Source organism: Streptomyces sp. NPDC005402 (genome assembly GCF_040606575.1).
GTDB lineage: Bacteria > Actinomycetota > Actinomycetes > Streptomycetales > Streptomycetaceae > Streptomyces.
The window spans coordinates 36163-56332 of sequence record NZ_JBEXFB010000001.1 but is presented as its reverse complement, the minus strand read 5'-3'; the positions used below and the strand labels follow the sequence as shown (position 1 = coordinate 56332).

Below are 20170 nucleotides of genomic sequence, written 5' to 3'. Positions count from 1 at the left end.
AACGAGCGGAGTCGGGCAGGACTCTCACCGCAGCCCGAACTGCCCGGCCCAGGCCATGACATCGGCGGTGGTCGCGTTGCCGCCGCACACGACGAGGCCCAGCCGGCAGTCGTCGCCGACCCGCTCCAGCGCCCTCCGCGCGGCGGGCAGGAGACACCCGGCCGCGGGCTCGCCCCACACCTTGGCGTGGTCGGCGAGATCGAGACAGCCCTGGACGGCCTCCCGGTCCGGGACCACGAGGACCTCGGTGACCAGGGCCGCCACATGGTCGTAGGTCAGCTGGGAGACGGACGGGGCGCTCAGCGTGGAGACGACGGAGGACAGCGCGACCGGCACCGGGCCGCCCGCGGCGAGCGCCTGGGACATGGCCTCGGCGCCCTCGGTCTCCACACCCCAGACCCGGACACCCGGACGACGCGCCCGCAGCGCCGCCGCGACCCCGGCGATCAGGCCACCGCCCCCGACACTGACGAGGACGTCGGTGAGGTCGTCCGCGTCGTCGGCGAACTCCAGCCCGACCGTGCCCTGCCCCGCGATCACCAGCGGGTCGTCGAAGGGGTGGACCAGCGTCAGCCCCTCGTCCCGCAAGAGGTTCACGAGAGAGAAGGCACCGGCCATGTCGTCGGTCAGCCGCAGCGAGGCCCCGGCCGCCGCCACGATCTCCACGGACCGGGCGGGCGCCGAGCGGGGCATGACCACCGTCGCCTTGACGTCGAGTGCCGCCGCCATGTGGGCGAGGGCGATCCCGTGGTTGCCGCCGCTGACCGCCACGACCCCGGCCGCCCGCTCCGCCTCGCTCAGCGACAGCAGCTTGGCCGTCGCCCCGCGCGCCTTGAACGAGCCGGTGCGCTGGAGCAGTTCGAGCTTGACGGTGACGGGCGCACCGAGCAGTGCGGACAGACCGGGGCTGGGCAGGGTCGGGGTGCGTACGACGTGCCCGGCGATCAGTCCGGCCTGCTGCTCGATGTCCGTGATCCCGATCAAGACGGTTCCTTCCGGCGGGGAGAGAGCTCTTCTCGAACCCTGTCCCCGCGGACGGTGCAGGTCAACTCGGCATCAGAGATCACGCCGCAGGAGGTAGTCCAGCAACGGACGCAGCTCGTACGCCGTCTCCGCGGACGCGAGGTGACGGCGGGACTCGGCGAGGGCGGCCGATCTGCCGCCGCACTCCTCGATCAGGGCCGCGATCTCCTGCGGAGCCCCGTCCGACTCCAGGAGCCGGGCCAGGCGCGCCGCGGCGGGAGCAGGTGAGTCGAGCGCGGTGAGCACCGGGAACGTCTTCTTCCGTTCCCGCAGATCGCCGTGCACGGGCTTGCCCGTGACCAGGGGATCGCCCCAGATGCCGAGGACGTCGTCGACGATCTGGAACGCGACCCCCAGATGCCGTCCGGCCCGGTCCAGCGCGGCCACCGTGGCCGGGGGCGCCCCGCCCAGCAGAGCGCCCAGCGCCGCCGCACAACCCAGCAGTGCCCCGGTCTTGTGCTCGGCCATGGCCCGGTACTCCTCCGGCCGCACCCGCTCCGGTCCCGTCCACGGCCGCGTGGCGAACAGCAGGTCGTCCGCCTGCCCCCGCACCAGGTCGGACAGGGCCGCGGACAGGAGCCGTACGGCGTCGGCGCCCGCGTCGGCCAGGGTCTCGACGGCGAGGGCGAACAGGGCGTCGCCCGCCAGAACTGCCGGTCCTGTGCCGTACGCCTTCCACACGGTGGGGCGACCGCGCCGGGCCGGGTCGCCGTCCATGATGTCGTCGTGGAGCAGCGAGAAGACGTGCACCAGCTCCACCGCGACCGCCGCGGGCACCCCGGCTCGTCCGGGCGCGCCGGCCGCCTCGGCACCCAGCACGGCGAGCGCCTGCCGTACCCCCTTGCCGCCGGACGCCACGGCCGGGGCGCCGCCCACTTCACACCAGCCGAAGGAGTAGGCGGCCATCTCGCTCACCCAGGGGTGCAGTCCGCCGACCGCCTCCTGGAGAGCGGGCTGCACCAACTCACGGCAGCGAATGAGGACTTCGGGAGCGACGACGGTGGTCACCGTACCGCCTCCGCCCGCACGCCGAACTCGTCCTGGGCCCGGGTCACCATCTCCTGTGCGTGCCGCAGCCCGGTCCGCTCCAACACGCGTGCCAGATCGTCCAGTTCGGCCGCCGTCTCGGCGCGGTCGCGGCCCAGGCGGGCCAGTGTCTTGGCGAGCCCCAGCCGGGCCAGGGCCTCACCGCGGGGTTCGCTCATGGCGCGGAACTCGGCGAGCGCCTGCTCGTACAGGCCGCGGGCCTCGGAGTAACGCCCGGCCCGGTAGTAGACGTTGCCGCGCATCTTGTGGTTGTAGGCCAGCGCGCTGGACAGGTTCATCTCCCGGCACGTCGTCTCCGCCTCGGAGAGCAGGGCGAGGGCCCGTTCGGAGTCGCCGTCGCGCACGGAGACGAGGTCGGCGAGCCCGCGCAGCGCCCAGGCGTGACCGCGCCGGTCGTCGGCGCCCGCGGCGATCTGAGCAGCCTCCTCGAACATCGCGAACGCGGTGTCGTAGGACCCGGTGTTGCGGTGCATCTGCGCGATGCCGGACAGCGCCCACACGGTGTGCCGTGCCTCGCCGCGCCGCCTGGCCTCGGCCAGCAACTGTTCGTGCAGCCGGCCGACGGCCTCGTAGTCCCCCTGGATACGGCCGGTCTCGGCCAGCCCCGCCAGCGAGTAACCGCGCACCACGACATCCCCGCCACGCTCGCCGAGCTCGGCCGCGAGCCCCAACAGCCGCCGGGCCAGGGCGAATCCGCCGCGCTGACGGGCCAGCGTGCCGCCGCTCCACAGCGCCCAGGCCATCCCCGCGGTGTCCCCGGCGCGGCGGGCGGCCCGGTAACTCGCCTTCCAGGCCAGGTCGGCGTCGGCGACCCGGCCGAGCCTGCGCTGCGCCTCGGCGACCGCGAGTCCCGAGCGCGCGGCCTCCCCGTGCCGTCCGGCCTGCTCGGCCGCCCTCAACTGCTCGGTGCCGGCGGCCAGCACTTCGTCCAGCGAGGAGTTCACGGAGAGAGTGGTGAGCGCGCCCTGGTACTCCGGGGCGAATGCCTTGCCGTACATGCGTGCCTTTCCGTCCGTATACACCTCATCTATACGTGCTGTGTATACATGGTGTGCATAGTGCGTCGAAAATGAGCCCCGGCCCGCGGGCCGGGGCGTCATCCGCTGCCGGTCAAGACGTGGACGGAGCCGGACGGGTTGCCTGTGAGGCGCAGATCACTGCCTGGGGCGTCAGTGCTGCTGCGCCTTCTGCGGGGTCACCTCGCTCGGCCGTACGACGACGTATCCCGAGCCCTGCAGCATCAGCTGCACCGCCTCCCCGGAACCGCCGCGCAGCATCGACCCGATGGACTGCGAACGGTGCAGCGAGGTGCCCAGGCCCGCCGTCCAGCCGACGACCGCGTCCGTGTCGACGTACACCGGGAACTCCGGCGAGACCGGGATCACCAGCGGGTTGCCCTCGCACACGAGGCCGAGTCTGCCGTGGCCCGTGAAGACACTGTTGAACAGACCGCCGCCGGCGATGCCCGCGCCCTTCACGGTCGAGATCCGGTACGCCAGCGAGGCGTCGAAACACAGGACGTTACGGCCGTTGACCGTGAACTCGTCGCCCGGCTCGACGTCGACGACGAAACAGTTCTGGGCCTCGTGCGCGAACCAGGCCTCGCCCTGTCCGCGCACCGCCATCAGCGGGAGCCCCTCGCCGGTGACGGCCCGTTTCAGCATGCCGCCGACGCCCTGGCCCTTGCGCTCGAACTGGAGATTGCCGCGGTAGGCGACCATCGCCCCTTGGCGGGCGAGCATCTCGCCGTGCACCGCGTACCTGATGCACTTGGAGTTCTCGACCGTCATGCCCGGCTGCGTGGCCGGCTGCACCATGTGCTCACTGGAAAAGAGGTCACCCTTCATGGGGGCATCCTGGCCCGGAGGGATCCCCTCCGCCAAGATCGCGGCGCGACTCGTGTTTCTGCGGTCCGCTCAGGCCCCGAACAGCTGGGTCCAGTACGTGCCCGCCGGGCCGCCGCCCGCGAACCCGATGCCGATGTGGGTGAAGTCGGGCTTGAGGATGTTGGCGCGGTGACCGGGGCTGTTCATCCAGCCCTCGACGACCTCGGTGGCCGAGCGCTGGCCGCACGCGATGTTCTCCCCGATCGAGCGGCGGGTGGAACCCGCGGCGGCGGCCCGGTCCCAGGGCTGGGTACCTTCCGGCGAGGTGTGGGAGTAGAAGGCGCGGACCGCCATGTCGGTGCTGTACGCCTGCGCGGCACGGGCCAGCAGGGGATCGACGCCGAGTGGCCTCAGGCCGGCCCTGGCACGCTCCCTGTTGGTGAGTCCGACGACCTCGTCGACGGTCCGTGTCAGGGCTGCCGGGGTGAGCGGCCGGGCCCACAGTGCCGTCCAGTACGTGTCGCCGGAACGACCATCGGCTGTGTGTGCCAGACCGACGTGGCTGAAGGCGGGGTCGTGCAGGGTCCGGCGGGGCTGCTCGGTGCGCAGGCAGTACTCGACGAACTCGGACGGGTTCCGGGGGCCGGAGACAAGGTGCTCACCGACGGTGATGTACGCGTATCCGGTGGCCGTGAGCCGCTGGAAGACGGACACGCCGTCGGGGCCCTCGACACCGAGCCGGCCCGCGGAGGCCATGGCCGAGACGTGGGCGCGGGCGGCGTCGGTGAGCCGGGCGTCGAGCGCGACCGGGGGTGAACCGGCCGTGGCGCGAGCGGAGTTGACCAGGGTGAGGAAGGCGGCGAGGTCGGGGGAAGGAGCGGGGGCGGGGGTGCGGGGTGCAGGTGCGGGGCGGTTGGGAGGCGGCGGACCGGCGGTGGACGATGCCGTGGGTGTCCGTGCCGCGGGAGGGGAGGCGGGGCGCGCTCCCGGTGCGGTGGGTGTCCGGCCAGGGGGAGGGGCCGCAGGGGGCGTCCCCGGGGGTGTCGGTGTCCGGACCACGGGACCAGCCGCAGGGTGTGCCCCAGATGCCGCGGGTGTCCGGACCGTGGGAGCGGCGGTCCCTCGTCTCCCCGGTGCCGTGAGCGACGCGGAAGGCGCCGCGGCCGTGGGTGTGTCGTCCACGACGTCCACCCCGAAGTCCCGTGCCAGCCCCGCGAGCCCGTCCGCGTACCCCTGCCCGAGCGCCCGCAGCTTCCAGGCGTCCCCCCGCCGGTAGATCTCCGCGAGCAGCAGCACGGTCTCCTGCCGGGGCCGCGGTGGCGCGAACCGGGCCAGCGGGCGACCGCCCGCACCCGTGACCTGCAGGACTGGGGCGGGCAGCCGGCCCAGGGGAGTGCCGGAGTCGGCCGGGGTGACGACCACCGTGATCCTGGTGGCACCCGCGCGCAGTCGCCGGGGATCGACGGTCAGCGTGTCGCCGGAGAGGCGGGCGCCGGGGGCGGAGGGCTGGTTGTAGAACACGAAGTCCGCGTCGTCCCGGACCTTGCCGCCGTCGTCCGTGACGAGGGCGGACACGTCGAAGGGGCCGGACACCCGCACGCTGACGGCCCCTTCGGGGAGGGGCAGATTGCCCCCGGGGACCAACTCGCTCATCGCGCCGCCCTGATGTCGTCGTTCGCTGGGAAAACGCACACCGGGGCGCAGGGGTTCCCGCCCCGTGCTCAGTCCAGCGTGCGTGCCGGCGCCACGTCCTCGTGCCGCTCCACCGGGGCCTTGCCGCGCGGAGCCTTGACGGTCTTGACCGCCTTGCCGCAGAACACGGAGTCCAGGGTGCGCAACATCGTGTTGAGGACCGCGCCGTTGTTGGACGTGTTGGCGACCGCGGCAAGAGCGCGCTTGCCGTCCTTCGACGCGAACGCGTAGGTGTAGAAGCCCTGGACGGCACCGGTGTGGCCGTACACCGAGACCCCGCAGGACAGATCGCGACGGCGCAGCCCCAGACCGTAGGCCTGACCGGTCCCCGACGGCATCCACCGCTCCATCTGCGCCAGTTGAGCGGCCGAGGTGAGCCGGCCCCCGAGCAGGGCGGACAGGAAGGTGTTCAGGTCACGGGTGCTGGAGATGAGCGCGCCCGCGCTCTGCGCCCACGACACGGTCTGTTCGGTCGCGTCGACGAGCGGGGCGCTGGCCTGGTCCGGGGTGAGATAGCCATGGGCGTGACGGCCGGGGATCTTCATGGCGGGGTGCACATAGAACGTGTCGCGCAGCTTCAGCGGCTCGATGATCCGGTTCTGGTACTCGGTCCGCACCGCGTTCCCGGTCAGCTTCTCGATGAGCATCCCGGCGACCACGAAGTTGGTGTTCGAGTACGAGTACGCCGCGCCCGGCGCGTTCGTGCGCGGTCGGCTGAGTGAGCGCTTCACCAGTTCCCGCGGTGTGAAGACCTGCTTGCGGACCGCCTCGAACCCCGGGACCGTCTTGGCGAACATGTCGTTCGTGTAGTCGTACAGGCCGCTGCGGTGGCCCAGGACGTGCCGCACCGTGATCCGGTCGTCCGGCAGCAGCCCGGGCAGATACCGGTTGACCGGCGCGTCGAGTTCCAGCTTCTTCTCGTCGACCAGCTGGAGCAGGACGACGGCGGTGAAGGTCTTGGTGACGCTGCCGATACGGAACCGGTCTGCGTCGCTCATGGTCCGCTCGCTCCCGCGGTCCGCGACGCCGGTCGCGACCCGGTACACCGAGTTCCCGTCGTCGATCCGGGCCATGGACCCGGGCGCGCCCTGCGTCAGCGCGGAAAGCAGCACACCGCCCAGACCTGTCAGATCCACCGCGGGTGCGGTGGGCGACTCGGCGTGGGCGGGGACCGCGAGAAGGGGCAGCAGGACCGCTCCGGCCACTGTCCCGACCACCACTCGTGCTGATGCCATCCGGCTGATCTCCTGTCGATCCGTCAGTTCTGGTACGAATACGGTGAGTATCGCTGTGAAGAACACGAAAAGTGATGATTGACCGCTCTGGCGGCACAGGAGTCCCTTCGGAAGCACGCAAGCAATCCTGCTTCTTTTATTGACGAAGGAAAAGAATCCCTCTAAGTTCCCGGCCATGCGCCCCACCCCACGCGCCGAGACGTTCCCCGCCAACACACCCGCCGCCTCACAGGTGTTCACCACCGTCCTGTCCCAGGGCCCCCTGCCCCGCCTGGAGGTGGCCCGGCGCGTCGGCCTGTCCCCGGCCGCCGTCACCAAGGCGGTCCGCCCGCTCATCGAGGCCGGTTACCTGGTGGAGGGCGTGGACGAGGAGGCCCGCCCGGCGCTCGGCCGGCCCGCGAACCTTGTGCGGGTCGACGGAGGGCGGGCCCTGTTCATCGGCCTCAAGATCACCGGCGACGAGATCATCGGAGTCCTCACCGACCTGTGCTGCCGTATCCGCGTCGCCCGCCATCTGCCGCTGCCCGACCGCGACCCCAAAACCGTGCTCGCGAGCATCACGGAGCTCGTCCAGCGGCTCCTCGCCGAGGCGGACGGCTCCACGGCCGCGGTCCTGGGCCTCGGTATCGCGGTCTCCGGCGATGTCGACAGGGGCGAGGGCACCGTCCGCTACTCGCCGTTCCTGGAGTGGCGCGACGTCCCGCTCGCCGAACTCGCCGCCATGACCACGGGGTTGCCGGTCACCGTCGACAACGACGTGCGCGCCCTGACGGTCGCCGAGCAGTGGTTCGGCGCCGGGGTGGGCCTGTCCGACTTCGCCGTGGTCACCGTGGGCGCCGGCATCGGCTGTGGGCTGGTGGTGCACGGCCGCGTGGTGGCCGGGGCGCACGGAGTGGCCGGCGAGATCGGGCATGTGACCGTCGATCCCTCCGGCCCGCTCTGCCACTGCGGAAACCGCGGCTGTGTCGAGGCGATCGCGGGGGAGGCCGCGATCGTCCGGCACATCCGCGAGGCCACCGGCGCCGAACTCCCCGACGCCGAAGCGGCCCTGGCCCTGGCCCGCGAAGGCGTCGCCGGAGCCCGGGACGTGTACGCGCGCGCGGGGGAGGCGATCGGCCGGGGCATCGCCACCGTCGCCAACCTCCTCGGCCCCGAACGCGTGATCATCTCCGGCGAGGGACTCGCCGCCTACGACCTGTTCGCCGAGCAGATCCGTGACGCCTTCGTCGCGGCCGCCTTCGGCTCCGCCGCCCAGTGCGACGTCCGCACCCACCCGCTGCCCTTCGACGAGTGGGCTCGCGGCGCCGCCGCCACCGCCATCCAGTCCTTCATCGGCCCGGACACGAGCCGATAAGAACCCGCACCCCATTGGAGGTACGACCCATGCGGTCATCCTCGTACTTCGCCATGCCCGCCAGAGCCCTGCTGGTGCTCGCTCTCACCGCGGTCGCCGTCCCCACCGCCCACGCCGCCGACACCCCCGCGCCCGCACTCGCCGCCAAGCCCTACATGGGCTGGTCGAGTTGGAGCATGCAGTCCTCCAAGTACCCGGGCCTCAACCCGGACGGCGACTATAGCTACCTCACCGAGGCCAACATCCTCAAGCAGACCGACGCCCTGGCCGCCAAGCTGAAGAAGTACGGCTACGAATACGTCAACATCGACGCCGGCTGGTGGATGGACAAGACCTGGAAGTCCGGGTTCGACCAGTACGGCCGCCAGAAGCCCGACCCCGTCCGCTTCCCCAGCGGCATGAAGGCCGTCGCCGACCGCATCCATGCCAAGGGCCTCAAAGCCGGCATCTACCTCCCGGCGGGCCTGGAAAAGGCGGCGTACGGCGAGGGGAAGACGCCGATCTGGAACGCCGACGGCTGCACCACCGCCGACATCGTCTACGGCGACCTGCGCACCACCAACGGCTGGGACAGCGCGTACAAGCTCGACTTCTCCAAGCCGTGCACGGAGAAGTACATAGACTCCCAGGCGCAGTTGATCGCCGGCTGGGGCTACGACTTCCTCAAGCTCGACGGAGTGGGCCCCGGTTCCGGCAAGAGCGGCGACCAGTACGACAACGTTGCCGACGTGGCCGCCTGGAACAAGGCGATCGCCGCCACCGGCCGCCCGATCCACCTCGAGATCTCCTGGTCCCTCGACATCGGACACGCCGCCGACTGGAAGAAGTACTCGCAGGGCTGGCGCATCGACACCGACGTCGAGTGCTACTGCAACACCCTCGTCAGCTGGGAGAACTCCGTCGACGACCGCTGGGACGACACCCCCGCCTGGACCCGGCACGCCGGACCCGGCGGCTGGAACGACCTCGACTCCCTCGACGTCGGCAACGGCCAGATGGACGGGCTCACCAAGGCGGAACGGCAGAGCTACGCCACCCTGTGGGCCATCGCCAAGTCCCCCCTCTACACCGGGGACGACCTCACCCGCCTCGACTCCTACGGCCTCTCCCTGCTGACCAACCGCGAGGTCATCGCGATCGACCAGGGCCCCAACCCGCCCGCACACCCCGTCACCCCGTCCGACCCCCAGCAGGTCTGGGCCGCGAAGAACCCCGACGGCACCTACACCGTCGCCCTGTTCAACCTGGCCGACGCCCCCGCCTCCGTCACCGCCGACTGGACCACCCTCGGCTTCACCGGCAAGGCGTCCGTCCGGGACCTCTGGAACCACGAGAACCTCGGCACCTACAAGAACAAGGTCACCCAGGCCCTGCCCGCCCACGGCTCGCGTCTGTTCACGGTCACCCCGCGCGGTACCGCGGTCGCCCTCACGGGATACGAGGCGGAATCCACCGCGAACACCCTCGGCGGCAACGCCTCCGTCGCCGACTGCTCCGCCTGCTCCGACGGGAAGAAGGTCGGCAACTTGTACCTCGCCGGCAAGCTGACCTTCAACGACGTCTCCGTCGCGAAGGCCGGCACCTACCAGATCAAGATCTCCTACATCAGCGGTGACGCCCGCTCGGTGGACATCTCGGCCAACGGCGGTGGCGCCACCCGCCACAAGCTCCCCGCCACCGGTGACTGGGGCACCGTGGCCGCCGTGTACGTGCCCGTGACACTCAAGGCCGGCGCCAACACGATCACCTTCGACAGCGGCACCGGCTACGCGCCGGACATCGACCGGGTCGACGTACCGAAGTCCTGACCGAGCCACCAGGAGCCGCCATGACCCCCGCCCCCTCCAGACGCGGTGTCCTCGCACTGACCGCCGCGCTCGCCGCCCTGCCCACGTTCACGGCTACCGCGGCACCGCAAAGACCCGCTGACGAACCCACCCTCGGTACCGACGGCCGCCACCGGCTCTGGTGGCAGGCCCCCGCCGACGAGCACTCGATGATCGAACAGGGCCTGCCCGTCGGCAACGGCCGCCTCGGCGCCCTCGTGAGCAACGACCCCGGCCGTGAACTCCTCCTCGTCACCGACGCCACGATGTGGACCGGAGGCCTGAACGACACCCTCGACGCCGACGGCCAGTTCCCGTACGGGCGAGGGGACTTCGGCTCCTTCACCCTGCTGGCGCGGCTCACCGTGGACATCCCCGACCACGACCTGTCCGCCGTCTCCGGCTACCGCCGCACCCTCGACCTCGACCGGGGCGTGAACACCACGTCGTACGTCCGCTCCGGCGTGACCTACCGACGGGAGATCTTCGCCAGCCACCCCGACGACGTCATCGTCCTCCACTTCACCCAGGGCGGGGGAGGCCGCTACACCGGCACGATCACGCTGGAGGGAACCCACGGCGAGGAGCCCGCGGTCTCCTTCGGGGCCACCCTCCCGAACGGCCTCCGCTACGGGGCCGCGATCGCGGCGTACGGCTCCGGCGGCAGCGTCACCGTCGAGGGCTCGCACATCGGCTTCACCGGGTGCAGGGAGCTCACCGTCGTCCTGAGCGGAGGCACCAACTACACGCCGGACGCCGCCGCGCACTTCCGCGACCCGTCCCTCGACCCGCACAAGCTCGCCCGCACCAAGGTCCGCGCGGCCGCCCGTCACTCGGCGACCACCCTGGTGCGCACCCACACGGCCGACCATCACGCCCTGTTCGCGCAGTTGGACCTCTCGCTCGGCACCTCCTCCGCCGCGCAGCGCTCCCTCGACACCTGGGAGCGGATCCGTGCACGCGCCAGGGACGGCGTTCCGGACCCCGAACTGGAGGCCCAGTACCTCCAGTTCGGCCGCTACCTGACGATCGCGGCCTCACGCGGCAGCCTGCCGCTGGGCCTGCAGGGGCTGTGGCTCGACGGCAACGACCCCGACTGGATGGGCGACTACCACACCGACATCAACATCCAGATGAACTACTGGGCCACCGACCGGGCCGGCCTGTCCCAGTGCTTCGACGCCTTCACGGACTACTGCGTCGACCAACTCCCGTCCTGGACCGACCTCACCCGCAGACTGTTCAACGACCCCCGCAACCGCTACCGCAACTCCACGGGCAAGAACGCCGGCTGGACGGTCGCCATCTCCACCAACCCCTTCGGCGGAGGTGGCTGGTGGTGGCATCCCGCGGGCAACGCCTGGCTGTGCAACTCCCTCTGGGAGCACTACGAGTTCACCACCTCCCGGGCCCACCTGGAGAAGATCTACCCGCTGCTGAAGGGCGCCTGCGAGTTCTGGGAGGCCCGGCTGCTCACCATGACCCTCCCGGGCACCTCACGGGAGGTCCTCGTCGCCGACAGCGACTGGTCGCCCGAGCACGGACCCCTCGACGCCAAGGGCATCACCTACGCCCAGGAACTCGTATGGGCCCTGTTCGGGAACTACTGCACGGCCGCGGCAGAGTTGAAGAAGGACACGAGCTTCGCCGCCACGATCGCCGGACTCCGCAAACGCCTCTACCTCCCGCAGGTCAGCCCCACCACGGGCTGGCTGGAGGAGTGGATGTCCCCCGACAACCTCGGCGAGAGAACCCACCGCCACCTGTCCCCCCTCGTCGGACTCTTCCCCGGCGACCGCATCCGCCCCGACGGCTCCACCCCGGCCGGAATCGTCGAGGGTGCCACCGCCCTGCTCACCGCACGCGGCATGGAGAGCTTCGGCTGGGCCAACGCCTGGCGCGCCCTGTGCTGGGCCCGCCTCAAGAACGCCGACAACGCCTACCAGCTCGTGGTCAACAACCTGCGCCCCTCCAGCGGAGGCAGCAACGGCACCGCCTTCAACCTCTTCGACATCTACCAGGTGGAACAGGGCCGCGGAATCTTTCAGATCGACGCGAATCTGGGTACTCCTGCAGCGATGATCGAGATGCTGCTCTACTCCCGCCCCGGCCACCTGGAACTCCTGCCGGCCCTGCCCGACGCCTGGGCCGCCTCCGGCTCCCTCAGCGGAGCCAACGCACGGGGCGGCTTCGTCGTCGACCTACGCTGGCGGGACGGGATACCGACCGAAGTACGGATCCGCAGTACCGGCGGCCGCACCACGACGGTCGCCCACGCGGGAAGCGCCCGCACGGTGACGCTGAAGCCGGGAGCCACGGTCACCCTGAAGGGCTTCGGCCGATGAGGCGCCGGACAGCCCGCCGGGCCCGGCTCCTGGCCGTCACGGTCGCGGCCGCGGCCCTCCAGGCCACGCCCGCACCGGCCGCCGTCAGCCCGCCCGACGGCGTGATCACCTGGGGCGCGAGCGCCTACCCCATCGGCGACTCGGCCGCCGACCGCGGCTACCGCATGGTCGTCCACACCAGCGTCGGCGGCCGCGACGCCCGCGTCCGGCTCTCCAACGCGTTCGGCCACCAGCCGGTCACCTTCGACAGCGTCTACGCCGGCCTCCAGCTCAAGGACGCGGCGCTGGTGCGCGGCACCAACCGGCGGCTCACCTTCGACGGCTCGTCCTCGGTCACCGTGGAACCCGGCGCCACGGTGTACAGCGACCCGCTGCCCGGCACGCTGGCCGCCGGGTCGAACCTGGTCGTCAGCCTCCACAGCCCGGACGCGGAGGGGCCGGCCACCGGCCACTGGATGGCCCTGCAGACGTCGTACGCCACCCGGGGCGACCACGCTGCCGAGGAGAGCGGCGCCCACTGGACCGAGAGCATCGGGTCGTGGTTCTACCTCGACGCGGTCTCGGTACGCACACCCGCAGCCGCCGGTGCCGTCGTCACGCTCGGCGACTCCATCACCGACGGCTGGCAGTCCACCACCGACCGGAACCGCCGCTGGCCCGACTACCTCGCCCGGCGCCTGCAGAAGGCGCACACCACGGTGAAGGGCGTGGCGAACGAGGGGATCTCCGGCAACAAGGTGCTGGCCGACGGCGCCGGGCCGAGCGCCCTGAACCGGCTGGACCGGGACGTGCTCTCCCAGCCGGGCGTGCACACCGTGTTCCTCTTCGAAGGCGTCAACGACCTCAAGGCCCACAGCGGTGTCACCGCGGCGGATCTGATCTCCGGCTACCGAGAGATCGTCGACCGGGCCCACGACGCCGGCAAGTGCGTGGTCGTCTCCACGATCGCCCCCTTCAAGGGCTGGCCCGAGTGGGACGCGCCCGCGGAGTCCGTACGAAAGGAGGTCAACGACTTCATCAGGAGCCACGGCGACGAGTTCGACGCGGTCACCGACTTCGACCGCGTCCTGCGCAGCCCCTACGACCACGAGCGGATGCTGCCCGTCTTCGACGGCGGGGACCACATCCACCCCAACGACAAGGGCATGCAGGCCATGGCGGACTCGGTCGACCTGAACAGCCTGGAGTGCGCACGCCACTGAGGGAATGTCAGCCGTGGGCCGTCGTCTCCGGGGCGATCAGCCCCTCGCGGTAGGCGACGGCCACGGCCTCGGTGCGGCTCGCCGCGCCCAGTTTGGCGAGGATGTTGGAGACGTGCACGCTGGCCGTCTTGCCGGTGATGAACAGTTCCTCGCCGATCTGGCGGTTGCTGCGTCCCCGGGCGAGCAGCCGCAGCACGTCCTGCTCGCGGGCCGTGAGCGGCGACGCGGTGGGCGGGGTCCCGGTCAGTCTGCCGCGCCGGATCAGCTCGTCCACCTGGTCCAGCAGCAGCGTGGCACCCAGCCGTGCGAACACCTCACGAGCCGCCCGCGCCTCGACCGCGGCCTCCTCACGCCGGTCGGCGGCGAGCAGCGCCTCGGCGTACCGCAGGCGGCAGCGCGCCGGTTCGTACACGTCACCGAAGTCGAACGCGGCGACCGCCTTCGCCCAGGCCTCGGGGTCCGGCCCCGATACGGCACGGGTCCACTCGGCCTCGGCCCGGGCCAGCCAGGCCTGTCCTTCGGGGCCCTGCGGCACTCCGCCGTGCACGGCGAGGGCCCTGGCCGGCGCCAGCAGCTCGGTCGCGGTCTCCGCCCACCGGCGTGCTCCTTCCCGGTCTCCTGCGAGACGCAGATCGGTGGCCCGGTCGGCGACCGCGGACAACGCGAGGGCGGCCAGCCGGACGGTGACGTGGGGAGGCGTGCCGGTGTCGTCGGTGAGGAGCGCGACGGTGGACCGCATCCGCTCCACGGCCGCCTCCGCGTCACCCCGCAGAACCGCCGCCTCGGTCAGCGCGATGCCCGCGACGAGCGTGGCCATCCAGTCGAACGGCCCCTCCAGCAGCGTCCGGGCCCGGTCGGCGGCACTGAAGTCACCGCGCGCGAGCGCCACGTACAGCGCGGGCGCGACCCGGTACCCACCGGCCACGGGCAGCACCTCGGCATCGGTGCTCGCCGTCCGGACACACTCGTCCCAGCGGCCCAGTGTGTACAGCACCAGCAGATGGAGATAGCGCATCTCCATCGGATACGGCGACGACAGCAGCCCGGCCCTGCGGGCGCGGTCCAGTCCCTCCGTGATCCAGGGCAGACAGTCGTCCAGGTGCCCGGACTCGAAGGTGCCGATGGCGAGATTGAACAGCGCGCGCATCTCCACCGGCGCGTTGCCCGAACTGCGGGCCAGCTCCCGCGCCCGCCGCAACCGCTCCCGGCCCTCCACCGACCGGCGGCCGCCGCCCTCGACGACGGCGAGGGAGATCAGCAGGTCCGCCTGGGCGTCGGTCACGCCCAGCTCCTCCGCCGTGTCCAGGGCCTGCCGCGCGACCCGCAGCGCGGTCTCGTTCTCCCCGACGTGGCGGGCCGCCAGCACATGGGTCGCCGCGGCCCACACCCAGGTACGGGACGGGGGATCCGCGGGGATCATGTCGAGAGCCTCGCTGCTGTAGGCGAAGGCCGCGGTGAGGTTGTCGACGGTCATCAGGTTCCCGGCGAGTGTGTAGCGCACCCGGGCGGCGAGCTCAGAGTCCGCCTCCTGTCCCACACCGGCGAGCGCCGCGCGCGTGAGGGAGACCGCCCGGTGCAGTTCGCCGGTGTGCGCGGCCGCCGCCGAGGCCCGCAGCATCAGCCGTACCCGGTCGGCCCCCTCGCCCGAGGGCCGCGCGGAGGGCTCGACCGCCGACCACAGGTCGAGGGCCGCTTCCAGGTGCCGTAGCTCCTCGGCGGGCGCCCCCACCCGCTCGGCGTGGTCCGCGGCCTCCAGGGAGGCGGCGAGCGCGGAGGCGAGGTCATGGCTCTCGCGGTAGTGATGGGCCCGCTCCGCCGCGCTCTCGGCGCGATGTCCCCGCCCGTCGAGCAGCCGGGCGAACGCCCCGTGCAGCCGCGCCCGCTCGCCGGGGAGCAGATCGGCGTACACGGCCTCGCGGGCGAGGGCGTGCCGGAACGCGTACGTGTCCGCCTGACCGGGCACCAGAAGCTGCCGCCCGATGGCCTCGCGCAGGGCGGTTTCCAGCTCGTCCTCGGGCAGACGTACGGCATCCCGCAGCAGGTCGTGCTCCACGCGCCGCCCGGCCACGGCGGCGGTGCGCAGTACCTGCTGGGCGGTGTCGGAGAGCTGCTCGAACCGGATCAGCAGGACATCGGCGAGCCCGCTGGGTACCCCGCCCTCCCCGCTCCCGGTGGCCGCGAGCAGTTCCTCGGCGTAGAACGCGTTGCCCTCGGCCCGCTCGACGATCCGCCGAACGGTGGTGTCCGGCAGCGGCCCCTCGCGCAGGGCCCGCACCAGCCGGGCCACCTCGGCGTCGGCCATCGGCCGCAGCTCCAGCCGCTCCACGGCGGGCAGCCGCACGAGCTCGGCGAGCAGCGGACGCAGCGGATGACGCCGGTGCAGGTCGTCCGCCCGGTACGAGGCGAGGACGGCCAGCCGGTGCGTGGGAGCTCCGCCCGCCGAGCGCTGGAGGATCCCCCGGCTGAGCAGGAACCGCAGCAGATCCCGGGACGACTGATCGGCCCAGTGCAGATCCTCCAGGACCAGCAGCAGGGGAGCGATGTCCGAGAGATCGGCGAGCAGTCCTGCGATCCCCTCGAACAACCGGAGCCGCCCACCGGAGTCCCCGGCGGAGCCGCCGCCCAGCAGCCGCTCCACCACCGGATAGGCGGCGACGACACCGGCGAACCGCTCGTCCTGCGCGAGCACCCCCAGCACCTCGGTGAACGGCAGATACGGCAACCCGACGTCACCGAGATCGACACAGTGCCCCGCGAGCACGGTCATCCCGGCCGCCGCGGCCCGCCCCGTGATCTCGTCCAGCAACCGTGTCTTGCCGACCCCGGCATCCCCGGCGACGAGCACCGCCCGAGCCTCCCCGCCGCGGGCACGCTCCAGCACACCGGACAGCCGGGTCAGCTCGTCTTCCCGGCCGATCAGCGGAGTACTGGTGGAGATCTGCGACACGAAATACATCCTGGCACTCGGAACTGACAGTGGTGCGACCTGCCCAGGGGCGCGGGGAAGGGCGCGATCAACCACACACGACCCGCACCCGCCGTCGGACAGGACGCCCCGAGCTCCTAGGCGCTCACCGCCGCAGGACGCGTGCCCAGTCCGCCGGCACCCGCCCCTCAGGGCCCGGCGCCGGCTGCGACTCCGGATGACTCACCGGCCCCGCCAGCTCCGGCCCCGCCTCGAACATCTCATTCGTCTCGAAGTTCCAGAACCACTCCTCACCCGGCTCGAAGCTCTGCACCAGAGGATGCCCCGAGTCCCGGAAATGCCCCGTCGCGTGCTGCCCGGGCGAGGAGTCGCAGCACCCCACGTGCCCGCACTGCGCACACCGCCGCAGATGGAACCACCAGCCACCCGCCGCGTCGCACTCCACACACCCCTCCCCGCTGGGCGGCACGCTCGGGTCGATCCCCTTGATGTCGGTCATTCCGGCTCCTCGGTCGTGTCGTTGTCCGCGGCGGTCAGCGGAAGCAGCACCTGAAAGCGGGTGTCGCCCGGCGACGACTCCACCTGAAGCGTCCCGTGGTGCTTGTTGACCACGATCCGCCAGGAGATGTCGAGTCCGAGCCCCGTTCCCTCACCCACGGGCTTGGTGGTGAAGAAGGGATCGAAGATCCGCCCGCGGATGTCCGGCGGCACCCCGGGCCCGGTGTCCCGGAACTCCACCAGCAGCCGGTCGTGGTCGAGCGCGGTCCGGACGGTCAACGTCCCTTCCTCGCCGACGCTGTTGATGGCCTGCACCGCGTTGTCGATCAGGTTGGTCCACACCTGGTTCAGCTCGGCGGGGTAGGCCGGGATCCTCGGCAGCGTCCGGTCGTACTCCTTGACGACCTTGATCTGCTGCCCGATCTTCCCGGAGAGCATCAGCAGGGTGCTGTCGAGGAGTTCGTGCACGTCGGCCACCTGGTAGGGCGCCCGGTCCAGCTGGGAGTACTGCTTGGCCGCGTCGACGAGGTGGGAGATCCGGGCCGTGGAGTCGTTGATCTCGTCCATCAACAGCTCGGTCTCGACGGTGTAGTTGAGCCAGCCGATCGCGTTCGGCAGGATCTCCTCGCCCACGGTCGCCGCGACCTGGTCGAGCCAGTCCACGTCGAGGCCGCCCTGCACGAAGGTGGGCGCGATCCGCCAGCCCTCCTGGATGCCGTGGTCGTCGAGCCAGTCGGACAGCGTGTCCTCCCGGTCGGAGGCCTCGAGCGGGCTCAAGGCGGGCGCCTTGGCGACCCGTTCGGCCGTGCGCTCCTGGATGTCGATGAGGTTCGCCATCACCTCGGGGCTGTAGGAGCCCTGGGCGATGACGGCGAGCTTGTGCCGCATCTTGCCGACCCGCTCGCGCAGCGTCGACGTGGCCCGCACGGCGGCCGCCGCCGGGTTGTTGAGCTCGTGCGTGAGACCGGCGGACAACGAGCCCAGCGCCAGCAGCCGTTCACGCTGTCCGATGGCCCGCTGGGTGTTCTTCGAACCGAAGAAGAGCCCCTCCAGCAGATGGACCGCCATCGGGAACCATTCCTGCATGAAGGCGGAGAACTTCTCCGAGGGCAGGACGAAGAACCGCGAGGGTTCCGTGACCCGCATGGAGCCGTTGTAGGTCTGCTGCACCCGGTCACCGAGGTACGCCTGCATGGATCCCGCGTAGACCCCGCGCTGTGAGGTGCGGTTGATCTCCACGTCGTCGCCGCCGACCCGGCGGGAGAGCACGACCGTGCCCTCGATCATCACGTAGAAGCAGGTGGCGGGTTCGCCTTCGGAGTACACCGGTCCGGGTTCGAACTTCTCGACCCGTCCCGCGGCGCACAACTGCCCGAGCTGCTCGGGGGAGAGCTTCTCGAACAGGAACAGCGAACCGATCTCCCCAGGACTGCACGGCATCAACTGCCCGCTCATGACTGCTCCAGATACCGGTGGACGAGCATCACGGCCATGGCTCCCTCTCCGACGGCGGACGCGACCCGTTTCGCGGACTCCGCGCGCGCGTCGCCCGCGACGAACACGCCGGGAATGTTGGTCTCCAGGTGGTACGGCGGCCGGTCCAGTTCCCAGTTGGCCGGCGGCCGCCCGTCGGGGGTGAGGTCGGGCCCGGCCAGGATGAACCCGTGCTCGTCCCGCAGCACCGTGCCGTCCAGCCAGCCGGTCAGCGGGGCCGCGCCGATGAACACGAACATCCACTGCGCGTCGACGAGTTCGGTCTCCCCGGTCTCGGTGTCGCGCAGGGTCAGCTGCTCCAGGTGATCGGAGCCGTGCGCGGCCTCGACGACGGTACGCGCGCGCACCGAGATGTTGGGGGCCTCCTCGATCTGCTGGATCAGGTAGTGCGACATCGACGCGGCGAGGTCGGGTCCGCGCACCAGCAGGGTCACCGACTTGGCGCCCCGGGACAGGTACATGGCCGCCTGGCCGGCCGAGTTGGCACCGCCGACGATGTACACGTCCTGCCCCTGGCAGGAGGAGGCCTCGGTGAGCGCCGAGCCGTAGAACACCCCGCACCCGGTCAGGTCCGTGCAGCCCGGTGCCTCCAGCTGCCGGTACGACACGCCGGTCGCCAGGATCACGCTGTGCGCGGCCACCGCCGATCCGTCCGAGAACCGCACGGTGCGGGCCGCGCCGTTGACCTCCAGGCCCGCCACCTCACGGGCGGTGAGGATCTCCGCGCCGAACTTGGTCGCCTGCCGACGGGCCCGGTCGGTGAGCTGAGCGCCCGACACGCCGTCCGGGAAGCCCAGGTAGTTCTCGATCCGCGAGCTCTGTCCGGCCTGCCCGCCGGTCGCCGAGCGCTCCACGAGCACGGTCCTGAGCCCCTCCGAAGCCCCGTACACCGCCGCTCCGAGCCCGGCCGGACCGCCGCCGATGACGACGAGGTCGTAGAAGTCCGCGGTCGGGGTGGTGGCGAGACCCACTTGGGCGGCCAGGTCGGGTGCCTCCGGCTCGACCAGGGGTGTGCCGTCGGGGGTGATCACCACCGGCAGCCGCTGCCCGTCCTCGCCCGCCGCGGCGAGCAACCGCTGCCCCTCGGGCTCGTCCGTGGAGTACCAGCGGTAGGGCACCTGGTTGCGGGCCAGGAACTCCCGCACGTCCGAGGAGCGCGCCGACCAGCGGTGTCCGATCACCTTGGTGGCGGGCACCGGCCGGTAGTCGCTGCAGCGCCACGCCTCCAGGAGGTCGTCGAGCACCGGGTAGAGCTTCTCCTCGGGCGGATCCCACGGCTTGAGGAGGTAGTGGTCGAGGTCGACGACGTTGATCGCGTCGATCGCCGCGTTGGTGTCCGCGTACGCCGTCAGCAGCACGCGCCGGGCGCCCGGATACACGTCCAGGGCCTGTTCGAGGAACTCGATGCCGTTCATCTGCGGCATGCGGTAGTCGGCCAGGATCACCGCCACGAGGTCGCCGCGCAGCTTCAGCTCTCGCAGCGCCTCCAGCGCGGACTCCCCGGACTCCGCGCGCACGATCCGGTACGACTCGCCGTAGCGCCGCCGCAGATCGCGGGCGACGGCGCGGGAGACCCCCGGGTCGTCGTCCACGGTCAGGATGACGGTCCGCGCCGATTCGGCGGCCTGTGCCATGCGTCTCCCCACCCGGGCGGTCGGTCGGGGCACGGGCGCCCCCCGTGGTCACCGGCCCGGTCCCGCCC

Annotated in this window: 14 protein-coding genes; 4 read left to right on the top strand and 10 right to left on the bottom strand. The window is 71.6% G+C overall.

Features of this window, described 5'->3' with window-relative positions:
• Positions 1 to 24: 24 nt before the first annotated feature.
• From ABZT02_RS00265 to ABZT02_RS00240, 6 genes are all read right to left on the bottom strand, one after another.
• On the bottom strand, positions 25 to 984 hold the full coding sequence (locus tag ABZT02_RS00265) for a threonine/serine dehydratase (RefSeq protein WP_356012657.1): 960 nt from the start codon (positions 982 to 984) through the stop codon (positions 25 to 27).
• A gap of 72 nt (positions 985 to 1056) precedes the next feature.
• The gene (locus tag ABZT02_RS00260; RefSeq protein ID WP_356012655.1) at positions 1057 to 2031 is read right to left on the bottom strand and encodes a polyprenyl synthetase family protein; all 975 of its coding nucleotides are present in this window, start codon (positions 2029 to 2031) and stop codon (positions 1057 to 1059) included.
• On the bottom strand, positions 2028 to 3068 hold the full coding sequence (locus tag ABZT02_RS00255; protein ID WP_356012653.1) for a tetratricopeptide repeat protein: 1041 nt from the start codon (positions 3066 to 3068) through the stop codon (positions 2028 to 2030). Before ABZT02_RS00255 ends, ABZT02_RS00260 begins: the two co-directional genes overlap by 4 nt.
• 171 nt (positions 3069 to 3239) lie before the next feature.
• The gene (locus ABZT02_RS00250) at positions 3240 to 3917 is read right to left on the bottom strand and encodes an AIM24 family protein (protein WP_356012651.1); all 678 of its coding nucleotides are present in this window, start codon (positions 3915 to 3917) and stop codon (positions 3240 to 3242) included.
• A gap of 69 nt (positions 3918 to 3986) precedes the next feature.
• On the bottom strand, positions 3987 to 5549 hold the full coding sequence (locus ABZT02_RS00245; protein WP_356012649.1) for a CAP domain-containing protein: 1563 nt from the start codon (positions 5547 to 5549) through the stop codon (positions 3987 to 3989).
• 68 nt (positions 5550 to 5617) lie between these two features.
• The gene (locus ABZT02_RS00240) at positions 5618 to 6808 is read right to left on the bottom strand and encodes a serine hydrolase domain-containing protein (protein ID WP_356013643.1); all 1191 of its coding nucleotides are present in this window, start codon (positions 6806 to 6808) and stop codon (positions 5618 to 5620) included.
• 190 nt (positions 6809 to 6998) lie between these two features.
• Between ABZT02_RS00240 and ABZT02_RS00235 the strand changes: the two genes are divergently transcribed.
• From ABZT02_RS00235 to ABZT02_RS00220, 4 genes are read left to right on the top strand one after another with little or no spacing between them, the layout of a single operon-like run.
• The gene (locus ABZT02_RS00235; RefSeq protein WP_356012647.1) at positions 6999 to 8177 is read left to right on the top strand and encodes an ROK family transcriptional regulator; all 1179 of its coding nucleotides are present in this window, start codon (positions 6999 to 7001) and stop codon (positions 8175 to 8177) included.
• 29 nt (positions 8178 to 8206) lie between these two features.
• Positions 8207 to 9985, top strand: coding sequence for a CBM35 domain-containing protein (locus ABZT02_RS00230; protein ID WP_356012646.1), 1779 nt, complete (start codon positions 8207 to 8209; stop codon positions 9983 to 9985).
• A 20-nt stretch (positions 9986 to 10005) separates the two neighbouring features.
• Complete coding sequence (locus ABZT02_RS00225; RefSeq protein WP_356012644.1) at positions 10006 to 12348, top strand: glycoside hydrolase N-terminal domain-containing protein; 2343 nt, start codon at positions 10006 to 10008, stop codon at positions 12346 to 12348.
• Positions 12345 to 13550, top strand: coding sequence for an SGNH/GDSL hydrolase family protein (locus tag ABZT02_RS00220; protein ID WP_356012642.1), 1206 nt, complete (start codon positions 12345 to 12347; stop codon positions 13548 to 13550). Before ABZT02_RS00225 ends, ABZT02_RS00220 begins: the two co-directional genes overlap by 4 nt.
• A gap of 7 nt (positions 13551 to 13557) precedes the next feature.
• On the opposite strand, the gene ABZT02_RS00215 is transcribed toward ABZT02_RS00220, so the two are convergent.
• The 4 genes from ABZT02_RS00215 to ABZT02_RS00200 form a co-directional block, all read right to left on the bottom strand.
• A complete protein-coding gene (locus ABZT02_RS00215; RefSeq protein WP_356012640.1) occupies positions 13558 to 16497 on the bottom strand; it encodes an AAA family ATPase in 2940 nt (979 codons plus the stop codon).
• 124 nt (positions 16498 to 16621) lie between these two features.
• A complete protein-coding gene (locus tag ABZT02_RS00210) occupies positions 16622 to 16975 on the bottom strand; it encodes a UBP-type zinc finger domain-containing protein (RefSeq protein WP_356012639.1) in 354 nt (117 codons plus the stop codon).
• Positions 16972 to 18429 carry an ATP-binding protein gene (locus ABZT02_RS00205; RefSeq protein ID WP_356012637.1) on the bottom strand — a complete coding sequence of 486 codons (1458 nt, stop codon included), beginning with the start codon at positions 18427 to 18429 and terminating at the stop codon, positions 16972 to 16974. Before ABZT02_RS00205 ends, ABZT02_RS00210 begins: the two co-directional genes overlap by 4 nt.
• Positions 18426 to 20102, bottom strand: coding sequence for an FAD-dependent oxidoreductase (locus tag ABZT02_RS00200; protein WP_356012636.1), 1677 nt, complete (start codon positions 20100 to 20102; stop codon positions 18426 to 18428). The genes ABZT02_RS00205 and ABZT02_RS00200 overlap by 4 nt, the downstream gene beginning before the upstream one ends.
• Positions 20103 to 20170 lie beyond the last annotated feature (68 nt).